19 protein-coding genes and 1 tRNA gene are annotated in these 21,682 nt (G+C 65.0%); 7 read left to right on the top strand and 13 right to left on the bottom strand.

The window, feature by feature from the left end; genetic code table 11:
* Positions 1 to 8: 8 nt before the first annotated feature.
* Positions 9 to 1,139 carry a PQQ-dependent sugar dehydrogenase gene (locus ASC78_RS03240; protein ID WP_055796294.1) on the bottom strand — a complete coding sequence of 377 codons (1,131 nt, stop codon included), beginning with the start codon at positions 1,137 to 1,139 and terminating at the stop codon, positions 9 to 11.
* 241 nt (positions 1,140 to 1,380) lie between these two features.
* On the opposite strand from ASC78_RS03240, the gene ASC78_RS03235 reads away from it, so the two are divergent.
* A complete protein-coding gene (locus tag ASC78_RS03235; protein WP_055796291.1) occupies positions 1,381 to 1,965 on the top strand; it encodes a C40 family peptidase in 585 nt (194 codons plus the stop codon).
* A gap of 98 nt (positions 1,966 to 2,063) precedes the next feature.
* On the opposite strand, the gene lpdA is transcribed toward ASC78_RS03235, so the two are convergent.
* From lpdA to aceE, 4 genes are read right to left on the bottom strand one after another with little or no spacing between them, the layout of a single operon-like run.
* The gene (gene lpdA, locus ASC78_RS03230) at positions 2,064 to 3,890 is read right to left on the bottom strand and encodes a dihydrolipoyl dehydrogenase (RefSeq protein WP_055796288.1); all 1,827 of its coding nucleotides are present in this window, start codon (positions 3,888 to 3,890) and stop codon (positions 2,064 to 2,066) included.
* Positions 3,887 to 4,480, bottom strand: coding sequence for an MFS transporter (locus tag ASC78_RS03225; protein WP_055796285.1), 594 nt, complete (start codon positions 4,478 to 4,480; stop codon positions 3,887 to 3,889). Before ASC78_RS03225 ends, lpdA begins: the two co-directional genes overlap by 4 nt.
* The gene (gene aceF, locus ASC78_RS03220) at positions 4,477 to 6,135 is read right to left on the bottom strand and encodes a dihydrolipoyllysine-residue acetyltransferase (protein ID WP_055796282.1); all 1,659 of its coding nucleotides are present in this window, start codon (positions 6,133 to 6,135) and stop codon (positions 4,477 to 4,479) included. The genes ASC78_RS03225 and aceF overlap by 4 nt, the downstream gene beginning before the upstream one ends.
* 50 nt (positions 6,136 to 6,185) lie before the next feature.
* Positions 6,186 to 8,900 carry a pyruvate dehydrogenase (acetyl-transferring), homodimeric type gene (gene aceE, locus ASC78_RS03215; protein WP_055796279.1) on the bottom strand — a complete coding sequence of 905 codons (2,715 nt, stop codon included), beginning with the start codon at positions 8,898 to 8,900 and terminating at the stop codon, positions 6,186 to 6,188.
* A 209-nt stretch (positions 8,901 to 9,109) separates the two neighbouring features.
* Between aceE and ASC78_RS03210 the strand changes: the two genes are divergently transcribed.
* From ASC78_RS03210 to ASC78_RS03190, 5 genes are all read left to right on the top strand, one after another.
* Positions 9,110 to 11,653 carry a PAS domain-containing sensor histidine kinase gene (locus ASC78_RS03210; RefSeq protein WP_055796276.1) on the top strand — a complete coding sequence of 848 codons (2,544 nt, stop codon included), beginning with the start codon at positions 9,110 to 9,112 and terminating at the stop codon, positions 11,651 to 11,653.
* On the top strand, positions 11,650 to 12,279 hold the full coding sequence (locus tag ASC78_RS03205; protein WP_055796273.1) for a response regulator transcription factor: 630 nt from the start codon (positions 11,650 to 11,652) through the stop codon (positions 12,277 to 12,279). Before ASC78_RS03210 ends, ASC78_RS03205 begins: the two co-directional genes overlap by 4 nt.
* A 76-nt stretch (positions 12,280 to 12,355) precedes the next feature.
* A complete protein-coding gene (gene folD, locus ASC78_RS03200) occupies positions 12,356 to 13,207 on the top strand; it encodes a bifunctional methylenetetrahydrofolate dehydrogenase/methenyltetrahydrofolate cyclohydrolase FolD (RefSeq protein WP_055796270.1) in 852 nt (283 codons plus the stop codon).
* A gap of 5 nt (positions 13,208 to 13,212) precedes the next feature.
* Positions 13,213 to 15,261 carry a M3 family metallopeptidase gene (locus ASC78_RS03195; protein ID WP_055796267.1) on the top strand — a complete coding sequence of 683 codons (2,049 nt, stop codon included), beginning with the start codon at positions 13,213 to 13,215 and terminating at the stop codon, positions 15,259 to 15,261.
* A gap of 30 nt (positions 15,262 to 15,291) precedes the next feature.
* Positions 15,292 to 15,936, top strand: coding sequence for a glutaredoxin family protein (locus tag ASC78_RS03190; protein WP_055796264.1), 645 nt, complete (start codon positions 15,292 to 15,294; stop codon positions 15,934 to 15,936).
* Between the two features lie 42 nt (positions 15,937 to 15,978).
* Here the strand turns inward: ASC78_RS03190 and rpiA are convergent, their stop codons facing one another.
* Complete coding sequence (gene rpiA / locus ASC78_RS03185) at positions 15,979 to 16,698, bottom strand: ribose-5-phosphate isomerase RpiA (RefSeq protein ID WP_055796263.1); 720 nt, start codon at positions 16,696 to 16,698, stop codon at positions 15,979 to 15,981.
* 40 nt (positions 16,699 to 16,738) lie between these two features.
* Between rpiA and ASC78_RS03180 the strand changes: the two genes are divergently transcribed.
* Entirely contained in the window at positions 16,739 to 17,824 is a 1,086-nt protein-coding gene (locus ASC78_RS03180; RefSeq protein WP_055796261.1) for a quinone-dependent dihydroorotate dehydrogenase, read from the top strand.
* 28 nt (positions 17,825 to 17,852) lie between these two features.
* On the opposite strand, the gene ASC78_RS03175 is transcribed toward ASC78_RS03180, so the two are convergent.
* The 7 genes from ASC78_RS03175 to fdx form a co-directional block, all read right to left on the bottom strand.
* On the bottom strand, positions 17,853 to 18,581 hold the full coding sequence (locus tag ASC78_RS03175; RefSeq protein ID WP_055796258.1) for a phage holin family protein: 729 nt from the start codon (positions 18,579 to 18,581) through the stop codon (positions 17,853 to 17,855).
* Positions 18,582 to 18,632: 51 nt separating this feature from the next.
* The gene (locus ASC78_RS03170; RefSeq protein ID WP_055796254.1) at positions 18,633 to 18,929 is read right to left on the bottom strand and encodes a glycine zipper domain-containing protein; all 297 of its coding nucleotides are present in this window, start codon (positions 18,927 to 18,929) and stop codon (positions 18,633 to 18,635) included.
* Between the two features lie 143 nt (positions 18,930 to 19,072).
* Complete coding sequence (locus ASC78_RS03165; protein ID WP_055796251.1) at positions 19,073 to 20,176, bottom strand: NAD(P)/FAD-dependent oxidoreductase; 1,104 nt, start codon at positions 20,174 to 20,176, stop codon at positions 19,073 to 19,075.
* 32 nt (positions 20,177 to 20,208) lie between these two features.
* Positions 20,209 to 20,319, bottom strand: a complete 111-nt coding sequence (locus tag ASC78_RS26900; RefSeq protein ID WP_082517415.1) for a stereocilin — start codon at positions 20,317 to 20,319, stop codon at positions 20,209 to 20,211.
* A 157-nt stretch (positions 20,320 to 20,476) separates the two neighbouring features.
* Positions 20,477 to 20,551 (bottom strand) — tRNA-Val (locus ASC78_RS03160).
* A 79-nt stretch (positions 20,552 to 20,630) separates the two neighbouring features.
* A complete protein-coding gene (dnaQ, locus tag ASC78_RS03155; protein WP_055796248.1) occupies positions 20,631 to 21,338 on the bottom strand; it encodes a DNA polymerase III subunit epsilon in 708 nt (235 codons plus the stop codon).
* The gene (fdx, locus tag ASC78_RS03150) at positions 21,338 to 21,676 is read right to left on the bottom strand and encodes an ISC system 2Fe-2S type ferredoxin (RefSeq protein WP_055796246.1); all 339 of its coding nucleotides are present in this window, start codon (positions 21,674 to 21,676) and stop codon (positions 21,338 to 21,340) included. The genes dnaQ and fdx overlap by 1 nt, the downstream gene beginning before the upstream one ends.
* Between the last annotated feature and the right edge of the window lie 6 nt (positions 21,677 to 21,682).

Raw genomic sequence — 21,682 nt, 5'->3', positions numbered from 1 at the left:
ACGAAAAATCAGTTCGGACGCAGCCGCAGCAACTTGCCATCGGACTCATCGGTCAGCACATAGAGCCATCCGTCCGGCCCCTGCTTCACATCGCGTATGCGGGCCCTGCCATCAGCCATCAGCTTGTGTTCGGCGACCACCTTGCCGTCTTTCAGCTCGATTCGGTCGAGATAGCCGAACTTCAGCGAACCGACGAACAGATTGCCTTTCCATCCCGCGCCATAGCGGTCGCTGGTGAGAAAGGCCATGCCCGATGGCGCGATCGACGGGACCCAGTAGTGCAGCGGCTGCTCCATGCCCTCCTTGGCGGTGATGCCGTCGCCGATCTTGCCGCCGCCGTAGTTTTCGCCATAGGTGATTGCCGGCCAGCCGTAGTTGCGGCCAGCTTGCGGAACATTGATCTCGTCGCCGCCTTGGGGGCCGTGCTCGGTCATCCACAAGCGGCCGTCGGGTGCGAGCGTCGCGCCCTGCCCGTTGCGGTGGCCGTAGCTCCAGATTTCCGGCAGCACGCCGGCCTTGTCGATGAACGGGTTGTCCTTGGGCGCGGTGCCATCCTTGGAAATGCGCACGATCTTCCCCAGATGGTTGTCGAGCTTCTGCGCATCTTCCTTGCGGCTGAATCGATCGCCCAGCGTGAGAAATAGCGTGCCGTCGCGCGCCTCGACGATGCGGCATCCGAAATGATGGCGGCTGGCCACCTTGGGTTGCTGACTGAACACGATCTTGAGGTTCTCCAGCTTCGCGCCGTCTTCGGAGAGTTGGGCGCGCGCCAGCGCCGTGCTGTTGGTCGACCCGTTGGCCGCTGGCTCGGAAAAGCAGAAATACAAGGTGCGATTCTTTTCGAAGCCTGAATCGACCAAGACGTCGAGCAAGCCGCCCTGGCCTCCCGCGGCGATCGCAGGCAGGCCGGCGATGGGTGCACCGATCTTTCCGTCCGTGCCGATCAGTCGCAACCGTCCCGGACGCTCGGTGACCAGAAAACGACCGCCCGGCAGAAAGGCCAAGCCCCACGGATTCTCTAGTCCGGAGGAAACAGTCTCCGGCCGAATCTGAGCAAAGGCGGTGCCCGAGAAACTCAAACCGGCAACGAGAGCACCGCTTCCCAACAGCCGAAGGAGCGTGCGAATGCGCAAGTTCATGTCTTTTCCAGGTTGTTGAACCAATCTTGACGCGTATTGCAATGCAAATCCACGCTGTTCGCTCACCAAGGATGAGTACAAAAGTTAACTTTCGAGCAATCGCTTATGGTTCATAAAGGTTGACCGTTACATTTTTTCTACGCCGGAATCGAAAAATACTTTGTAGATCAACATGTTGCGGATACATTCGTTAATTCGGATGAGGTTGACATAACCGCGCGTCATCAATATCCTACGCGCCATGCGTTTTTTCGTCCTACCCGCGTCTCTCCTGTTTGCCGTCGCCGTCCAGGCCGCCCCCCAACAGGACCGAACCGATGACGAACTTGCCCGCTTGCTCGCCGACAAGGGCCTGATCGGACAACTCCAGCAGGTCCGCCAAACCGTCACCGAACGGACGTCCGACCTGGTCGTGACCGCCATCGGTTTCCTCGGCGTTCCCTATCGCCGCGGCGGCAATACGGCCGAGTCCGGCTTCGATTGCAGCGGCTTTGTTCGCGCCATGTACAACCAGACGGTCGGCCACCTGCTGCCTCGCCGTGCCGAGGAACAAGCGGCCGCCACCGAAAAGATCGACCGCAGCCAGCTCAAGCCCGGCGACCTCGTCTTCTTCAACACCATGCGCCGTGCCTTCAGCCATGTCGGCATCTATGTCGGCGAAGGCAAATTCATCCATTCGCCGCGTACCGGCGCCCAGGTGCGCGTGGAAGACATGAACGGCAGCTACTGGAGCCGCCGCTTCGATGGCGCCCGCCGCGTGCTTGGTGGCGCTCCGAACGACGAAGTCAAGGCCGCAGCAACCGCCGCGGCGCACACCGGCAACTGAGCCACCCGCTCCTTCGCGAATCAGAACCAAAAAAATCCCGCCGCGGCGGGATTTTTTGTGGCCGCTCCGATTGCCCGGTAGCGGCACGACCCAATCGATCAGGCCTTCTTTGCCGGCGGCAAATCGGTACAGGTACCGTGCGCCACCTCGGCCGCCATGCCGATGCTTTCGCCCAGCGTCGGGTGCGGATGGATGGTCTTGCCGATGTCGATCTCGTCGGCACCCATTTCGATGGCCAGCGCGATCTCGCCGATCATGTCGCCGGCATGCGTGCCGACAATGCCGCCACCCAGAATGCGGTGCGTCTCGGCGTCGAACAGCAGCTTGGTGAAGCCCTCGTCGCGGCCGTTGGCAATGGCGCGGCCCGAAGCGGTCCACGGGAAGTGGCCCTTCTTGATCTTGATGCCTTCGGCCTTGGCCTGGTCTTCCGTGAGGCCCACCCACGCCACCTCGGGGTCGGTGTAGGCCACACTCGGAATCACGCGGGCGTTGAATGCGGCGCTCGAAAGCTCCTTGTCGCCCTTCTGCTCGCCAGCGATGACCTCGGCCGCCACATGCGCCTCGTGCACCGCCTTGTGCGCCAGCATGGGCTGGCCAACGATGTCGCCGATGGCAAAGATGTGGGGCACGTTGGTGCGCATCTGGATGTCGACCGGAATGAAGCCGCGGTCGCTCACCGCGACGCCCGCCTTCTCGGCGCCGATCTTCTTGCCGTTCGGGCTGCGGCCCACGGCCTGCAGCACCAGGTCGTACACCTGCGGTTCCTTCGGGGCCTGCTCGCCCTCGAAGGTGACCTTGATGCCCTCCTTCGTGGCTTCAGCACCGACCGTCTTGGTCTTGAGCATGATGTTGTCGAAGCGCGGCGTGTTCATCTTCTGCCAGACTTTCACCAGGTCGCGGTCGGCGCCCTGCATCAAGCCGTCGAGCATCTCGACCACGTCGAGCCGCGCGCCCAGTGTGGAATACACCGTGCCCATTTCGAGGCCGATGATGCCGCCGCCAAGGATCAGCATGCGCTTGGGGTCGGTGCCCATCTCGAGCGCGCCCGTGGAGTCAACGATGCGCGGATCGCCCTTGGGCATGAACGGCAGGCTCACCGACTGCGAGCCGGCCGCGATGATCGCGTTGCGGAACTTGACGGTCTGCTTCTTGCCGGTCGTGTCCCAACTGGTGCCCGAGGTTTCCTCGACTTCGAGGTGATACGGATCGATGAAGTTGCCGACGCCTCGCAGCACCGTCACCTTGCGCATCTTGGCCATGGCCGTGAGGCCGCCGGTGAGCTTGCCCACCACCTTGTTCTTGTGGCCGAGGAGCTTGGCGCGGTCTACCGTGGGCGCGGCAAAGCTCACGCCGAGGTCGGCGAAATGCTTCACCTCGTCCATCACCGACGCCACGTGCAGCAGCGCCTTGGAAGGAATGCAGCCGACGTTCAGGCACACGCCGCCGAGCGTGGCGTAGCGTTCGATCAGCACCACCTTGAGGCCGAGGTCAGCAGCGCGGAAAGCGGCTGAGTAGCCGCCGGGGCCGGCGCCGAGCACGATGACGTCGCACTCGACGTCGACCTTGCCGCCATAGGTGGAAGCCGCGGGCGCCGCGGCCGGAGCCGGGGCTGCCGCCTTTGGCGCGGGGGCCGCTGCGGCGGGCGCGGGCGCGGGTGCAGCCGCAGCTGGCGCGGGCGCCGCGGCGCCATCGACCTCCAGCGTCAACACCACCGAGCCCTCCTTCACTTTGTCGCCGACCTTGACCGCAAGCGACTTCACCACGCCCGCGGCGGACGACGGAATCTCCATCGAGGCCTTGTCCGATTCGACCGTGATCAGCGATTGCTCGGCCTTGACCGCGTCGCCGACCTTGACCAGCACCTCGATCACCGCGACTTCGTCGAAGTCACCGATGTCGGGCACCTTGATTTGTTGTTCGCTCATTTGGACACTTTCATTTTGAGTGTGAGAACGTCGACCGGTGGGGCCGAATTGCGATCGAATTCGCAGGCAGCGGCGATTCCCGCCTCCGCCACGTCGCGCGAGGAGCGCGACTTCATGTCATAGGCCGCGTGCATGGCGCCGAGCGCAAAGCTGCGTCCCGAGCCAATGGCCCAGAACTGCTTGAACTCGAACACCTCGCGGTAGCTGTAGATGCCGTAGATGCCGCTGGCATTCGCCATCAGCATCGTGAACTGGCTCGACTCGTAGGGCTCGTGCTCGTCTTCCTTGGTCTGCATGAAAAACGAGTCTTTCAGCACCGGATGCAGCAGCGTGAAGGTGCGGAAGATCTCGTGCTTGCTGCCGAACAGCAGCGCCTCGCGCGGCTGCGCGGCCAGCGCATGCTGCAGCACCAGGAAGTGCGCTGCGGCGCCGGCCACGGCAAAGAGGCTCTGCCCCGCCGCGTCCTCGACGGTGAAGATCTTCTGGTTGGCTTCGGCGCGGTGCGAAAGCCGCGTGTCGCCGAAGGTCACCAGGGAATCCGCCGCCATCGTGACCTGGCCGCCCTTGCGGACGGCCACTACGGTGGTCATAGCAGGATTCGGCGATAGTCCGCGAGCACCTGGCCCAGGTAGGCGTTGAAACGCGCAGCCAGGGCCCCGTCGATCACGCGGTGGTCGTAAGACAGCGAGAGCGGCAGCGTCAGGCGCGGCACGAACTGCTTGCCGTCCCACACCGGCTTCATCTGGCCCTTGGAGAGGCCGAGAATGGCCACTTCGGGGGCGTTGATGATGGGCGTGAAGTGCGTACCGCCGATGCCGCCGAGCGAGCTGATCGACATGCATCCGCCCTGCATGTCGGCCGAGCCGAGCTTGCCGTCGCGTGCCTTCTTGGCGAGTTCGCCCATTTCCTGGCTGATCTGCAGGATGCCCTTCTTGTCGGCATCCTTCAGCACCGGCACCACGAGCCCGTTGGGCGTGTCGGCTGCAAAACCGACGTGGAAGTACTGCTTGTAGACCAGCTGGTCGCCGTCGAGGCTGGCATTGAAGTCGGGAAACTTCTTCAGCGCCGCAACCACTGCCTTGATCACGAAGGCCAGCATCGTGACCTTGACGCCCGACTTCTCGTTCTCCTTGTTGGTGGAGACGCGGAAGGCTTCGAGCTCGGTAATGTCGGCTTCGTCGTTGTTGGTGACGTGCGGAATCATCACCCAGTTGCGGTGCAGGTTGGCGCCGCTGAGCTTTTTGATGCGCGACAGGTCCTTGCGCTCGACCGCGCCGAACTTGGTGAAGTCGACCTTGGGCCACGGGATGAGACCCAGCGCCGCGCCGTCGGCGCCGCCGCCTGCCGGCGCCTTGGCCGCCGAGGCCTTGGTGCTGGCCTGGCCGCTCATCACGGCCTTGGTGAAGCTCTGGACGTCTTCCTGTGTGATGCGGCCCTTGGGACCGGAACCCTTGACCTCTTCGAGCGGCACGCCGAGTTCGCGTGCGAACTTGCGTACCGAGGGGGACGCATGCGGCAGCTTGCCCGTGGGTGCCACAGTGGGTTCGTGCGGTGCGGCAGCGGCCGGCGCCGGCGAAGCAGTGGCCGGCGCGGGGGCGCTGGCGGTTGCAGCGGCGGGCGCGGCTGCCGCGGCCTGCGCAGGCGCAGGTGCTGCAGCGGCCGCGGTGCCTTCCAGCACAGCAATCAGGTCCCCGATGTTGACCGTATCGCCCACCTTGACCTTGAGTTCCTTGAGCACGCCGGCAGCCGACGACGGAATTTCCATCGAGGCCTTGTCCGACTCCACCGTGATCAGCGACTGGTCGGCCGCGATCTGGTCGCCGGGCTTGACCAGCAACTCGATGACCGCGACATCCTTGAAGTCGCCAATGTCGGGCACCTTGACCTCCACGGGACCCGAGGCCGCCGGCGCGGCAGCCGGTGCGGGCGCCGCTGCGGCTGGTGCAGGAGCGGCCGCAGCAGGGGCCGCGGCAGGCGCAGGGGCCGGTGCTGCAGCAGCACCCGCACCCTCGGCCTCGAGCACGAGGACCACGGAGCCTTCTTTCACCTTGCCGCCGACTGCGACCTTGATTTCCTTCACCACACCGGCGGTCGACGACGGAATCTCCATCGACGCCTTGTCCGATTCCACGGTAATGAGCGACTGCTCGGCCTTGACCGTGTCGCCCACCTTCACCAGCACCTCGATCACCGCGACTTCATCGAAATCGCCGATGTCCGGCACCTTGACTTCCACTGCTGCCATATCGTTTGTCTCCCGCCGTGAGGCGCCGTTCGTTCGTTGATTGTTGATGTTCAGGCGTAAAGCGGGTTGACCTTGTCGACATTGATGCCGTACTTCTTGATCGCCTCGACCACCTTGGCCACCGGCACCGTGCCGTCCTCTGAGAGCGCCTTGAGCGCGGCCACCACAATGTAGTGGCGGTTGATTTCGAAATGCTCGCGCAGCTTGTTGCGGAAATCGCTGCGGCCGAAACCATCGGTGCCCAGCACCTTGTAGGTGCGGCCCTTGGGAATGAAGGGGCGGATCTGCTCCGCGTAGGCCTTCATGTAGTCGGTCGATGCCACCACCGGACCGGCGGTGGGAGCGAGCTGCTCGGCCACGAAGGACACGCGCGGCGTTTGGTCGGGGTGCAACAGGTTCCAGCGGTCGGCGTCCTGGCCGTCGCGCGTCAGTTCGTTGAAGCTCGGGCAGCTCCACACGGAAGCCGACACGCCCCAGTCCTTCTCGAGCAGTTCTTGCGCGGCAAAGCTCTCGCGCAGGATGGTGCCGCTGCCCAGCAGTTGCACGGTGGGCGACTTGGCCTTGAGCGCCGGGCCCTGCTTTGACAGGTACATGCCCTTGATGATCTGCTCTTCGGTGCCGGGCTGGAGGCCGGGCATCGGGTAGTTCTCATTGAGCAGCGTCAGGTAGTAGTAGACGTTGTCCTGTTTCTCGACCATGCGCTTCAGGCCGTGGTGCAGGATGACACCCACTTCGTGCGCGAAGGTCGGGTCGTAGCTCACGCAGTTCGGAATGGTGTTGGCCAGGATGTGGCTGTGGCCGTCTTCGTGCTGCAGGCCTTCGCCGTTCAGCGTGGTGCGCCCGGAGGTGCCGCCCAGCAGGAAGCCGCGCGCCTGCATGTCGCCAGCCGCCCAGGCCAGGTCGCCGATGCGCTGGAAGCCGAACATCGAGTAGTACACGTAGAACGGCACCATGATGCGGTTGTTGGTGCTGTACGACGTGGCTGCCGCGATCCAGCTCGACATGCCGCCGGCTTCGTTGATGCCTTCCTGCAGGATCTGGCCGGCCTTGTCTTCCTTGTAGTACATGACCTGGTCCTTGTCGACCGGGGTGTACTGCTGGCCTGCGGGGTTGTAGATGCCGATCTGGCGGAACAACCCTTCCATGCCGAAGGTGCGGGCTTCGTCCACCAGGATGGGAACCACGCGCGGGCCCAGCGCCTTGTCGCGCAAAAGCTGCGTGAGGAAGCGCACGTAGGCCTGCGTGGTCGAGATTTCGCGGCCGTCGGCCGTGGGCTCCATCACCGACTTGAAGACATCGAGCGACGGCACCGTGAAGCTCTCGTCGGCCTTGGTGCGACGGTGCGGCAGGTAGCCGCCGAGGGCCTTGCGGCGCTCGTGCAGGTACTTCATTTCCGGCGTGTCGTCGGCCGGCCTGTAGAACGGCAAGTCGGCAATCTGGCTGTCCGGAATCGGAATGTTGAAGCGGTCGCGGAAGGCCTTGATGTCCTCGTCGCCGAGCTTCTTGGTCTGGTGGACCGTGTTCTTGCCCTCGCCGATCTTGCCCATGCCGAAGCCCTTGACCGTCTTGATCAGGAGCACCGTGGGCTGGCCCTTGTGCTTCACGGCAGCATCGAAGGCCGCATAGACCTTCTGCGAATCATGGCCGCCGCGGCGCAGCTGCCAGATGTCGTCGTCGCTCATCTTGGACACCATTTCGAGCGTACGCGGATCGCGGCCGAAGAAGTGCTTGCGCACGTAGGCGCCATCGTTGGCCTTGAACGACTGGTAGTCGCCGTCATTGGTCTCCATCATGATCTTGCGCAGCGCACCTTCCTTGTCGCGTGCGATCAGCGGGTCCCAGCCGCTGCCCCAGATCAGCTTGAGCACGTTCCAGCCCGAACCGCGGAACTCGCCCTCGAGCTCCTGGATGATCTTGCCGTTGCCGCGCACCGGGCCGTCCAGGCGCTGCAGGTTGCAGTTGATGACGAAGATCAGGTTGTCGAGGCCTTCGCGCGCGGCCAGGCCGATGGCCCCCAGCGATTCGACTTCGTCCATTTCGCCGTCGCCGCAGAACACCCAGACCTTGCGGTTCTCGGTGTTGGCAATGCCGCGGGCGTGCAGGTACTTGAGAAAGCGGGCCTGGTAGATGGCCATCAGAGGGCCAAGACCCATCGACACCGTGGGGAATTGCCAGAACTCGGGCATCAGCTTCGGATGCGGGTAGCTGGAAAGCCCCTTGCCGTCGACTTCCTGGCGGAAGTTGAGCAGCTGCTCTTCGGTCAGGCGCCCTTCGAGGTAGGCGCGGGCATAGATACCGGGCGAGACGTGGCCCTGGATGTAGAGGCAGTCGCCGCCGTGGTTTTCGCTCTCGGCGTGCCAGAAGTGGTTGAAGCCGGCGCCAAACATGTTGGCCAGCGAGGCAAAGGAGCCGATGTGGCCGCCAAGGTCGCCGCCTTCGGGCGGATGATGGCGATTGGCCTTGACCACCATGGCCATGGCGTTCCAGCGCATGTAGGCGCGCAGGCGCTCTTCGATCTCGAGGTTGCCTGGGCAACGCTCTTCCTGGTCGGGCTCCAGGGTATTGACGTAAGCGGTATTGGCGGAGAACGGCTTGTCGATGCTGTGCTGCCGCGCATGCTCGAGCAATTGCTCCAGAAGAAAGTGAGCCCGCTCAGGCCCCTCGCTTTGAATAACGGAGGACAGTGCATCCATCCATTCACGGGTTTCCTGGGCGTCCGCGTCGTTCGCGGCCGAGCCGAACAGGTTCTCTGGATTTGCCGACATGCTTGTCTCTCCTTTTAGGGCTGTGGCTGTAATTTAGTGCGCTCTGCAATAAACGCGGGCGAGTTTCGCACAGAAATTCCGATATTTCAAATGGCGCATGATGATTTCTTAATGTGATATTCCGACCGATCTGGCGGCCAACCGCGCCGCAACCAGTGCCACTGCGGCATTTCACTTATCGTGCAAGGGGCATCCCCTAAACTCGGAAGATGCCTTTTCCCTCTCCGCTGGCGGCGGCCCGCAGCGCCGTGAATGTGTCGCTCCTCTCGTGGTGGCGCCGCTGGTGGCGCCGGCAAACGCCTGTGCTGCAGGACGCCGTCGCCATGCTCGCGCCCATCGCGGCAGTGCTGCTGTTTCTCGCCGCCATCGTCTCGTCGTTCTGGTATCTGCGCACCGAAGAAGTCGAGCGGGAGCAGGAGTCGGTGCGGCGGGATGTGGAGTACGCGCAACAGCGCATGCGCCTGCGCCTCCTGGAACGCCAGGAGCAACTGATGCGCATTGCGCGCGACGCCTCGAACCGGGAAATCGACCCGGTCGAGTTCGCGAGCCGGGCCGAATCTCTGGTGAGTCAGTTCCCCGAGCTGCAGACCGTCGCCTGGATAGACGATCGGCGCCGCTTCAAGGCCGGCTACTCCGCCCCCAGCGTGCATCCCTCGCAACAACACCTGATCGGGGACGTGCTGCGCCCTGGTGACATCGAGAGCAACTACGCGCTCGCGCGCGAGCTGCGCCAGCCGGTTTTCTCGCAGCCGATGGCGGGCGGCGACCCCACGGCCATGCTGCAGCTGCACATCCCGCTTTTCGACCAGGGCCTGTTCGCGGGCGTGGTGCTCGGCGAATTCTCGGTCGACGGCCTGCTGCGCTACGGCATGCCCTCGGAGGTGCAGGCGCGTTATGCCGTCTCGCTGCTCGACGCCAAGGGCAACGTGATCGCAGGCAACACCACCGCCAGCACCCGGGAAGGGGGCACGCGGCTCTTGCCTTGGTCGGAGAGAACCAACGAATACGAAGTACCGGTCTCGCCCGTCGGCAACGCCCTGGTGCTGCGGGCCCAGGCCTACCGCACGTCGCAGGGCGTGGTCGGCAATGGTCTCTTCTGGCTGGTCTGCGCGCTGAGCGTGTTGACGAGCTGGATGCTGATCGGCACCTGGCGCCACACCCGGCGGCGCCAACAGGCCCAGCAGCGGCTGGTGGCCGAAACCAACTTCCGGCGCGCGATGGAAAACTCCATGCTCACCGGCATGCGGGTGCTCGACCTGCAGGGCCGCATCACCTATGTGAATGCCGCTTTCTGCGCCATGACAGGCTGGAGCGAGGCCGAACTGGTGGGGCAGTCTCCGCCCTTCCCTTACTGGCTGGAATCGGACCGCGAAGTCATGAACGAGCGGCTCGAGGAAGAACTGCACGGGCGCGCCCTGCCCGGCGGCTTCCAGGTGCGCGTGAAGCGCAAGAACGGCAGCGTGTTCAATGCACGGCTCTATGTGTCGCCGCTGATCGACGCTCGCGGCCACCAGACGGGTTGGATGACCTCGATGACCGACATCACCGAGCCCACGCGCATCCGCGAGCAACTGTCGGCGTCTTACGAGCGCTTCACCACGGTGCTCGAGGCCCTCGATGCCGCGGTGTCGGTGGCGCCCATCGGCAGCGAGGAACTGCTGTTCGCGAACAAGCTGTACCGCCTATGGTTCGGCTCCGACACCGTGGGCCACCTGGGCATGGTGGCGCAGGCCGGCGTGCCCACCTCCAATGCGCACGACGAGGGCCTGGACGACGTCGACCCCTACGCCGGCCTGCCGATCGACACCCTGACCGCCGCCCAGGCCGCCAACAACGAGATCTTCGTGCCGCACCTGGGCAAGTGGCTCGAAGTGCGTTCGCGCTACCTCACTTGGGTGGACGGCCGGCTCGCCCAGCTGGTGATTGCTACCGACATCACGCCCCGGCGCGACGCCGAGGAGCAGGCCGCCGCACAGGCCGACCGCGCGCAGGCCGCAAGCCGCCTGATCACGATGGGCGAAATGGCCTCCAGCGTGGCGCACGAACTCAACCAGCCGCTGACGGCCATCACCAACTACTGCAACGGGATGATGTCGCGGATCAAGGGGCAGGCGATCGATTCCGATGCACTGCTCGCGGCGCTGGAAAAAACCTCGAAGCAGGCGCAGCGCGCGGGCCAGATCATCCAGCGCATCCGCTCCTTCGTGAAACGCAGCGAGCCCAACCGCACCGCCGCCGACGTCGCCACCATGGTGAGCGAAGCGGTCGAGCTCGCGGGCATCGAGCTGCGCCGGCGCAATGTGCGGCTCAACCACTACGTGGCGGCTCGGTTGCCGGTGGTGCAGGTGGACCCGATCCTGATCGAGCAGGTGATGGTCAACCTGCTGAAGAACGCAGCCGAGGCGATCGACATTGCCGAGCGCCCGCTGGCGCGCCGGAGCGTCGAGTTGCGCGTGCTGCCGAAGGTGATCGAGGGCCACAACGCCATCGAGTTCTCGGTGCAGGACACCGGCAAGGGCCTGGCGCCCGAAGTGATGGACCGGCTGTATGAAGCATTTTTCTCTACCAAGCCGGAAGGCATGGGCATCGGACTGAATCTCTGCCGCACCATCGTCGAGTCGCATCGCGGCCGTATGCAGGCAGAGAACATCTACAATGGCCCGGATGTGATCGGATGCCGTTTTTCCTTCTGGATTCCGGTGTTGGATGCTCCCAGTTCCGTAGCAAGCGACGAGGCAAAGGTACCTGCATGAGTTTGATTCCGAAGAAGGGCACTGTCTATGTCGTCGACGACGACGAGGCGGTACGAGATTCGCTGCAATGGCTGCTCGAAGGCAAGGACTACAGGGTCCGCTGTTTCGATTCCGCCGAATCCTTTCTTTCCCGCTACGACCCGCGCGAAGTCGCCTGTCTGATCGTCGACATCCGCATGGCCGGCATGACAGGCCTCGAACTGCAGGACCGGCTGATCGAGCGGCGCTCCCCGCTGCCCATCGTGGTGATCACCGGCCACGGCGACGTGCCGATGGCTGTCGACAGCATGAAGAAGGGCGCGATGGATTTCATCCAGAAGCCGTTTAACGACGAAGAACTCGTCACGCTGGTCGAGCGCATGCTCGAGCATGCGCGCGGCGCCTTCACCCAGCACCAGCAATCGGCCAGCCGCGACGCGCTGCTGTCCAAGCTCACCGGCCGCGAAGCCCAGGTGCTCGAACGCATCGTGGCCGGCCGCCTGAACAAGCAGATTGCCGACGACCTGGGCATCAGCATCAAGACGGTCGAGGCGCACCGCGCCAACATCATGGAAAAGCTCAACGCCAACACCGTGGCCGATCTGCTCAAGATCGCCCTCGGGCAGGCGGCGCCCTCCAAAGCCTAGAAGCTATTGTCCCGATAGCAATACATGTCCACCACGCCTGCGCAAGCGGGCGTTTTTACTTGGAAAATCGAAACCGATGACCGCCCAACTGATCGACGGCAACGCCCTCGCCAAAACCATCCGCGCCGAGGTCGCCGGCCGCACCGCGGCACTGAAGGCCAGCGGCGTGAACCCGGCTCTTTCCATCATCCTCGTCGGCGAAGATCCGGCCAGCCAGGTCTACACGAAGCACAAGGTCAACGACAGCACCGAAACCGGCCTCCTGGCCACGCTGGAACGCTACCCCGCCGATATGAGCGAGGCCGATCTGCTGACCCGCATTCGCGCCCTCAACGACGACCCGCTGGTGCACGGCATCCTGGTGCAGCTGCCGCTGCCCAAGCACATGGACAGCCAGAAAGTCATCGAGACGATCTCGCCCGCCAAGGACGTGGACGGCTTTCACGTGGCCAGTGCCGGCGCGCTGATGACCGGCGCGCCCGGCTTCTGGCCCTGCACGCCGTATGGCTGCATGAAGATGCTCGAATCCATTGGCTACGACCTGCGCGGCAAGCATGCGGTGGTCATCGGCCGCAGCAACATCGTCGGCAAGCCCATGGCCATGATGCTGCTGGCCAAAAACGCCACCGTGACCATCTGCCACAGCGGCACACAAGACCTGGCCGCCATCACGCGCCAGGCCGACGTGGTGGTTGCCGCCGTCGGCAAGCGCAACATTCTCACGGCCGACATGGTGAAGCCCGGTGCAGTCGTGATCGACGTGGGCATGAACCGCAAGGAAGACGGCAAGCTCGCCGGTGACGTCGACTTCGACGGCGTCAAGGAAGTCGCCAGCTGGATCACCCCCGTGCCGGGCGGCGTCGGCCCCATGACCCGGGCGATGCTGCTCGCCAACACCCTTGAAGCTGCGGAACGCGCCGCAAAGTGATTTCCATGACCAACCCCCTCCTCGACTTCGCCGATCTCCCGCTGTTCGACCGCATCAAGCCCGAGCACGTTGCGCCCGCGGTCGATATCTTGCTGGCCGATGCCGAGGCGGCGCTGCAGACCGTCACCGCGGCTGACTTTCCTGCCGACTGGAATGCGATTTCCAAGGTGCTCGACGTCGCGTCCGAACGCTTCAGCCGCGCCTGGGGTGCGGTTGGCCACCTCAACGCCGTGGCCGATACGCCCGAGCTGCGCGCCGCCTACAACGAAGCCATGCCGCGCGTGACGGCCTTCTGGACCCGCCTGGGTTCGGACGAGCGCCTGTATGCGAAGTACAAGGCCATCGACGTGGCCACCCTCAACGCCGAGCAGCGCCAGGCGCATCGCAATGCGGTGCGCAACTTTGTGCTCGGCGGCGCGGAACTGCAAGGCGACGCGAAAAAGCGCTTTGCCGAGATCCAGGAACGCCAGGCGGAGCTGAGCCAGAAATTCAGCGAGAACGCGCTCGACGCCACCGACGCCTTCTCCTATTACGCAGCGCTGGGCGAGCTCGAGGGCGTGCCGGAAGACGTGGTGAGCGCTGCCCGCGCGGCCGCCGAAGCCGAAGGCAAGCAAGGCTACAAGCTCACGCTCAAGATGCCCTGCTACTTGCCCGTGATGCAGTTTGCCAAAAGCAGCGCGCTGCGCGAAACGCTCTACCGCGCCTACGTCACGCGCGCCAGCGAACTCGGTGATCCGGCCTTCGACAACACGGCGCTGATCAACGAGATTCTTGCGCTGCGGGAAGAAGAAGCCAGGCTGCTCGGCTACAAGAATTTCGGCGAACTCTCGGTCGTGCCCAAGATGGCCGAATCGCCGGAGCAGGTGATCAAGTTCCTGCGCGACCTCGCGGCCAAGGCCAAGCCCTATGGCGAACGCGACCTGGCCGACTTGCGCGTGTTCGCATCGGAGCAGTTGGGCATCACCGATCCACAAGCCTGGGACTGGAGCTACATCGGCGAGAAGCTCAAGGAAGCGCGCTATGCCTTCAGCGAGCAGGAGGTAAAGCAGTATTTCCCGGCCCCCAAGGTGATGGCCGGCCTGTTCAAGATCGTCGAGACGCTATTCGAGGTGAGCATTCGCCGCGACAGCGCCCCCACGTGGCATTCGAGCGTCGAGTTCTACCGCATCGAGCGTGCCGGCCAGAAGGTGGGCCAGTTCTACCTCGACCCCTCGGCCCGTGCCGCCAAGCGCGGCGGCGCCTGGATGGACGACGTGCGCGCACGCTGGCTGCGGCCGGACGACGGCGCGCTGCAAACGCCGGTGGCGCAGCTGGTGTGCAACTTTGCGAGCGGCGTGGACGGCAAGCCGCCGCTGCTCACGCACGATGACGTGACCACCCTCTTCCACGAATTCGGCCACGGCCTGCACCACATGCTCACGCAGGTGAACGAGCGCGACGTCTCGGGCATCAGCGGCGTCGAGTGGGACGCCGTCGAGCTGCCGAGCCAGTTCATGGAAAACTTCTGCTGGGAGTGGGACGTGCTTACGCATATGACGGCCCACGTCGACACCGGCGAGCCGCTGCCGCGCGCGCTGTTCGACAAGATGACCGCCGCCAAGAACTTCCAGAGCGGGCTGCAGACGCTGCGCCAGATCGAGTTCTCGCTTTTCGACATGCTGCTGCACACCGAATACCAAGCCGCCACCGCGCAGCCCGGCGGTGTGCTGGCGCTGCTGGGCAAGGTGCGCGCCGAGGTGGCCGTGATGCCCTCGCCGCCCTTCAGCCGCACGCCAAACACCTTCAGCCACATCTTCTCGGGCGGCTACGCAGCCGGCTACTACAGCTACAAGTGGGCCGAGGTGCTGAGCGCCGACGCCTATGCGGCGTTCGAGGAAACCGTGGGCGCCGACGGCCAGCCGAATATCGAAACTGGCCGCCGCTACCGCCAAGCCATTCTCGAAGCGGGCGGCAGCCGCAGCGCCATGGATTCGTTCAAGGCCTTCCGCGGCCGCGAGCCGCAGCTTGATGCATTGCTGCGACACCAGGGCATGGCCGAGGCGCAGCCCGCTTGATGCGGGCCTGAAGCTTGCGATACTCGGGCGATGCCTTCGATCCACAAGAAATTTCCCTTGCATCGCCTGTCCGCCACCGCCCTGCTGCTGATTGCCGCGGGTGCCATGGCCCAGCCGATCTATCGCAACGTCGACAAGAACGGTAAGGTCACTTTCTCGGACCGCGCGCCCGCCGCCAGCACCGAGCCGGCCAAGGGGCCGCAGGCCGCCAGCGCCGAGCCCTCGAACGCCGGGCTGCCTTATGAGCTGCGGCAGGTAGCGCAGCGCTACCCCGTCACGCTGTACAGCGGCGAGGAGTGCGCGCCCTGCGGCACGGCCCGGTCGCTGCTCGTCACGCGCGGCATTCCATTCGAGGAACGCACCGTCAAGAGCGACCAGGACGTCGAGGCGCTGCAGCGCTTGACCGGCCGGGCTTCGCTGCCGCTGCTGACCATCGGCTCCCAGCAGCTCAAGGGTTTCTCGGACGCCGAATGGTCGCAATACCTCGATGCTGCGGGCTACCCAAAGAGCAACAGCCTGCCTGCGGGCTACCGCAATCCGCCAGCTCGTCCGATGGTTGCGCAGCAGACAGCACCCGCTGCGCCCGAGCCCGCGGCACCAGCGCCTGCGCCACAGCAGACCGCCCCCGCCCCCAGCGGCCTGAGTCCGAGCAACCCGGCCGGCATCAAGTTCTGATCGATCTGTAAGCGGCCGCCGGTCCGCGTCGGCGGACTTGCATTAGTCGAACTGCAGCGTTTGCACACCAGTCGGCGTACCGAGCAGGCACACGTCGGCCTTCTGGTGCGCGAAAACGCCGACCGTGACCACGCCGGGCCACTGGCTCACCTCGGATTCGAAATCCAGCGGATCGCTGATCCGCAGTCCCGTCACGTCGACGATGTGCTGGCCGTTGTCCGTCACGAGCGCCGAGCCGTCTTTTTCCCGCACCTGCGCAATGCCGCCCATGGCCTCGAACTGGCGCATGACGCGGCGCGCCGCCATCGGAATCACTTCCACGGGGAGCGGAAAGGCGCCCAGCGTATCGACCAGCTTGGACGCATCGGCGATGCAGACGAAACGCCGCGACTGCGCCGCCACGATTTTTTCGCGCGTGAGCGCAGCGCCGCCACCCTTCACCATGAAGCCGCGGTGATCGATCTCATCGGCGCCGTCGATGTAGACGCCGAGCTCCTCGACCTCGTTGCTGTCGAACACCGGAATGCCGAGTGCCCGGAGGCGTTCGGTCGAAGCCACCGAGCTGGACACCGCACCCTTGATCTGGTCCTTGATCGTGGCCAGCGCGTCGATGAACTTGTTCACGGTCGAGCCGGTGCCGACGCCGACGATTTCCCCCTTCACCACGTAGGCCAGCGCGGCGCGGCCGACCTGGGCCTTGAGCTCGTCCTGGGAGATGGCGGCGGCGCCGGGAGCGGAAGAAGGAGAAACGGGTGCGGTCATCGCGGAGAATCCTTGGCTCATTGAAGTCGAGAATTATCCGATGCTCCTGCTCCCCTCTTCGCTCTACGGCCTGGCCCGACCCTTTCTGTTCGGCTTCGACCCGGAGCACGCCCACGAACTCACGCTAGACGGCCTGGCCCGTACGCAGAACACGCCGCTCGCCTGCGCCTACGCCGCGCCGCGTGTCGACGACCCAGTCACGCTGGCAGGGCTGGATTTTCCGAACCGCGTGGGGCTGGCGGCCGGGCTGGACAAGAACGCCCGCTGCATCGACGCTTTTGCCGCCATGGGCTTCGGCTTCGTCGAAGTCGGCACCGTGACGCCCAAAGCGCAGCCGGGCAACCCCAAGCCCCGCATGTTCCGCCTGCCGCAGCGCGACGCGCTCATCAACCGGCTCGGCTTCAACAACGAGGGGCTCGATGCCTTTCTTGCCAACGTGCAGAAAGCGCGCTTTCGCAAGAACGGCGGCGGCAGCGCCGGCAAGAAGCCGATGCTGCTCGGGCTCAACATCGGAAAGAACGCCGCCACGCCCATCGAGCGGGCGGTGGACGACTACCTGGCCTGTCTGGACGGCGTGTATGCGCACGCCGACTACGTGACCATCAATATCTCGAGCCCCAACACGGCCAACCTGCGCTCGCTGCAAAGCGACGAGGCGCTCGATGCCCTGCTGGGCGCCATTGCCGAGCGCCGCCAAGCCTTGGCCGAACGCAGCGGCAGGCGCGTGCCGTTGTTCGTGAAGATCGCTCCCGATCTCGACCAGGCCCAGGTCGACGTGATTGCCGCCGCGCTGCAGCGCCACCGCATGGATGGCGTGATTGCCACCAACACCACGCTGGCGCGCGATGCGGTGGCGGGCCTGCCGCATGGCGGCGAAGCGGGCGGGCTCTCGGGCGCACCTGTACGCGAGGCCAGCAACCGAGTGATTGCGCAGCTGCGTGCCGCACTGGGGCCGGACTTTCCAATCATCGGGGTTGGCGGCATCCTGAGCGCGGCCGATGCCAAGGCCAAGATTGCCGCGGGCGCCGACGTAGTGCAGATCTACACCGGGCTCATCTATCGAGGCCCGGCCCTCGTGCGCGATGTGGCGCAGGCGCTGCTGCAGCAAAGCCGCAGCACCGCCTGAGCCTTCTTTCGGCGCTTCTTCTTCTCGTTCAGCGCATGCGCCAGAGCACCGGCGCGATGAACGCGGCCCAGCGCAGCAGCCGCCTGGGACGAATCACCACCACGGCGACCGCGGCCACCACGCCGGTAGCAACCGGGTGCTCCCGCGCGATGCGCAATGCCGCGGCGGCAGCCGACTCATCGGCGGGAGGCGCTTCGGAAGAAGCACCCCCTGCTGCGCCCGCAGACTGCTGAGCCGCGCCTGCGCCCTGCATCGTGGCGATGCGTTCGCGCTGGCGCTCCATGCGCGCGAGCAGCTCTTCGCGCGTGGCTGGCCGCGGCGGACGCGGCGCTTCGTCGTCCTGGTCCGGGTCCTTGCCGAGCCCGAAGCTGTCCTGAACCCAGGCCCAGTCGCGTTCGAACTCGTGCCGGGCCGGCATGAAGCTGTTCGAGGCATTGCGAAGGCTCAGGTACAGGCCCCATGCGGCGCCCAGCCAAAGCACGATCCACACGCCAGCCACGGCCCACGCCGCCGCGATGCGGTGAGGCGTTTCCCAGAAATGCACCACCACCGCCATCGACAACAGGGCCACAGCCACCGTGGTCAGGCCGAGCACGGCCACCACGAGGACCAGCATCAGCTTGAGGCGCTGCTTCTCGTCCTCCCAGGCCATGCGCAGCAACTGCACACGGTCTTCGGCGGCCAGCGCGCCTTCGGCTGCAGCAATCCGCAGCCGTCGCAGACGGGCATCGAGCCCGAACAGGGACAGCAACCTCATGCGCCGGCTCCCGGTCGGCGATGGATGACGCGGCGGCGGTGTGCGCTCAGGTCAGCGGCGGCCAAGCAGCAAACCCACCAGCACACCGACGGCCAGCGCTGCGCCGGCAATCTGCCACGGCTCGTCGTGGGCATAGGCGTTGGCGCTGTTGGCCGCTTCGCGGGCCTTCTGGGCTGCAAGTTTGCTCTTCTCTGCCGCTAGCTCGCGCGCAATGGCGAGCTTGGTGTCGATGCGCTGGCGCAGCGCCTTGATGTGGGGAACCGAATCCAGGTCCTTGCTGGCCAGCACGCCGCGCACGTCGCTCGCGATATCTTCGGCTGCCGCTTCAATGTTGTTGGATGCACTCATTGGAATCTTTCCTCCGTGATGACACCGGCACCGCGCCGGCGGCTTCACGCCATCGGATGGCGTGGTGTCATGTTACAGGCACAAAAGCCCCTCGTGCGCGACAGTTCTGCAGACTTCTGCACACAGGGCGTTCATTGCTCGCCTCAAGTATCCGCGAGCAGGCTCGCCACGTAGCGCCCGATGGCCAGGCTGCTCGTGAGCCCCGGCGATTCGATGCCGAAAAGATTGACCAGGCCGCGCACACCGTGCTCCTTTGGCCCGGCGATCATGAAGTCGCGCGCAGGCTCGCCCGGACCCGAAATCTTGGGCCGCATGCCCGCATAGCCGGGAATCAGGCCGCCATCGGGCAAGGCCGGCCAATACTTGCGCACCTCGGCGTAGAAGCCGTCGCCGCGCGCCGGGTCGACCACGAGGTCGTCCGCCGACTGCACCCACTGCACGTCGGGACCGAACTTGGCCTGGCCGCCCAGGTCGATGGTCAGATGCACGCCCAGGCCGCCCGGCTCGGGCACCGGGTAGACAAGCCGACTGAAAGGCGCGCGGCCCGACAAGGTGAAATAGCTGCCTTTGGCAAAGTAGGCGGCCGGTACGGCCGCGGCGGGCAGGCCTTCAAACCGCTTCGCGAGGTCGGGGGCGCCAAGACCGGCCGCATTGACCACAGAGTTGCAGCGCAATGCCGTGCCGTCTTCCGCGGCAAGGACGATGGCGTCCGTACCGCATTCCGCTCGCGCGATGGGTGATTTGAGCGCCAGCATTCCACCCGCGTTCTCCAGGTCGCCCAGCAGGCTCAGCATCAGCGCGTGGCTGTCGACAATGCCGGTGCTCGGCGAATGCAGCGCCGCTTCGCAATGCAGTTGCGGCTCCATCGCCATGGCCTGCTCCGCCGTCAGCAGCACGAGGTCGTCGACGCCGTTGGCTGCAGCCTTGGCGCGGATGGTTTCGAGTTCACCCACCTGCTCGGGCGAGGTCGCCACGATGAGCTTGCCGCAGCGCCGGTGCGGCACGCCGCGCTCCTCTGCGTACGCATAGAGCGCCTCTTTGCCCTCGACGCAAAGGCGCGCCTTGAGCGAACCCTTCGGGTAGTAGATGCCCGCGTGAATTACCTCGCTGTTGCGCGAACTGGTGCCCGTGCCGATGGCACCTTCCGCCTCCAGTACCACCACTTCACGGCCTGCGAGCGCCAACGCGCGCGCCACGGCCAAACCCACCACTCCGCCGCCGATGACAGCGCAATCAAGTTCATCCATGGCGCGAGCTTATCGCGGCTCGCGCGCCAGATTCACGACGTGGTGGGAGGAGGCTCGGGATCGGTCGGATCGTCCGGTGGCGTGCTCGGCCCTTCGTCAGGTTCCACGGGCAGGTCGGGCGGGATGTCGGGATGAGTGGCCATGGTCGGTCTCCTTCCCCGTGGGTATACGCGCTCCGCCAGCAAATTGAGCCGGTGCGAGACGGCAGCTGGCGTCAGCACGAGCCGACAGTTGAGTGCGGCACGCACAAAGCAAAAAGCGACTTGGACAATCCAAGTCGCAGTTTCATTTCGAGGAAATTGGTGGGCGGTGGAGGTTTCGAACCTCCGACCCCAGCAGTGTGAATGCTGTGCTCTACCCCTGAGCTAACCGCCCTGCAAACCCCTTGGCACTGCAAGTGCAGTGCCTTGGAATTAATCGCGTTGCGCGAAGCCTTCGATTATGCCACAGCATTTCAGCCGTTTTGGCGAAAGAGCGTGCGTCCGTTGCTGGATTTGTCGAGCTGCGACAACAGCGCCTCGTGCGCCGCCAGCTCCTGCTCGCCCGCCAGGATCACCGGCAGGTCGAACTGGCTCAGGTCGATGGTGATGACGGTGGCGCCCTGCGCCGGCTCGTTGGACGACACGTCGATCAAGAGCGCGTCCTGGCCGCGTGTGAGGTTGATGTAGACGTCGGCCAGCAACTGCGCGTCGAGCTTGGCGCCGTGGAAGGTGCGGTTCGAGCGATCGACGCCGAAGCGGTCGCACAGCGCGTCGAGCGAATTGCGCTTGCCCGGGTAGACCTGCTTGGCCATGGCCAGCGTGTCGGTCACTTCGCCGACGAAGCTGCGCAGGGGCGGCAGGCCCGCGAGCTCGAGCTCCTTGTTGAGAAAGCCGACGTCGAAGGCCGCGTTGTGAATGATCAGCTCGGCGCCGCGCAGGTATTCGACGATGTCGTTGGCTAGCGCGCCGAACTTCGGCTTGTCGCGCAGGAAGTCGGTCGTCAGGCCGTGCACCTTGAGCGCGTCTTCATGGCTCTCGCGCTCGGGGTTGAAATAGATGTGCAGGTCGTTGCCGGTGAGCTTGCGCGCAAAAAGCTCCACGCAGCCGAGCTCGATCACGCGGTCGCCGTTCTCGGCGGAAAGGCCCGTGGTTTCGGTATCGAGGACGATCTGGCGCGACATCAGTGATTTTCCTTGGCGTGGTTGATCGAGTACTTGGGAATCTCGATCGTCACGTCTTGCTGCGCCAGGATGGCCTGGCAGCTGAGGCGTGATTGTGGCTCCAGGCCCCAGGCGCGGTCGAGCAGGTCTTCCTCGCCCTCCTCGGCTTCGTTCAGCGAGCTGAACCCCTGGCGCACGATGACGTGGCAGGTGGTGCAGGCGCAGCTCATCTCACAGGCATGCTCGATGTTGATGTGGTTCTCCAGCAGCGCCTCGCAGATCGAAGTGCCGGCCGGCGCCGTGATTTCTGCACCCTTCGGGCAGTACTCGGGATGCGGAAAAATCTTGATGGTGGGCATGTAGTT

Origin of the sequence: Variovorax sp. Root318D1, assembly GCF_001424835.1 — a bacterium.
Taxonomy (GTDB): Bacteria; Pseudomonadota; Gammaproteobacteria; order Burkholderiales; family Burkholderiaceae_C; genus Variovorax.
Note: the sequence above shows the minus strand (reverse complement) of the source record. Positions and strands in the feature narration are given on the sequence as shown.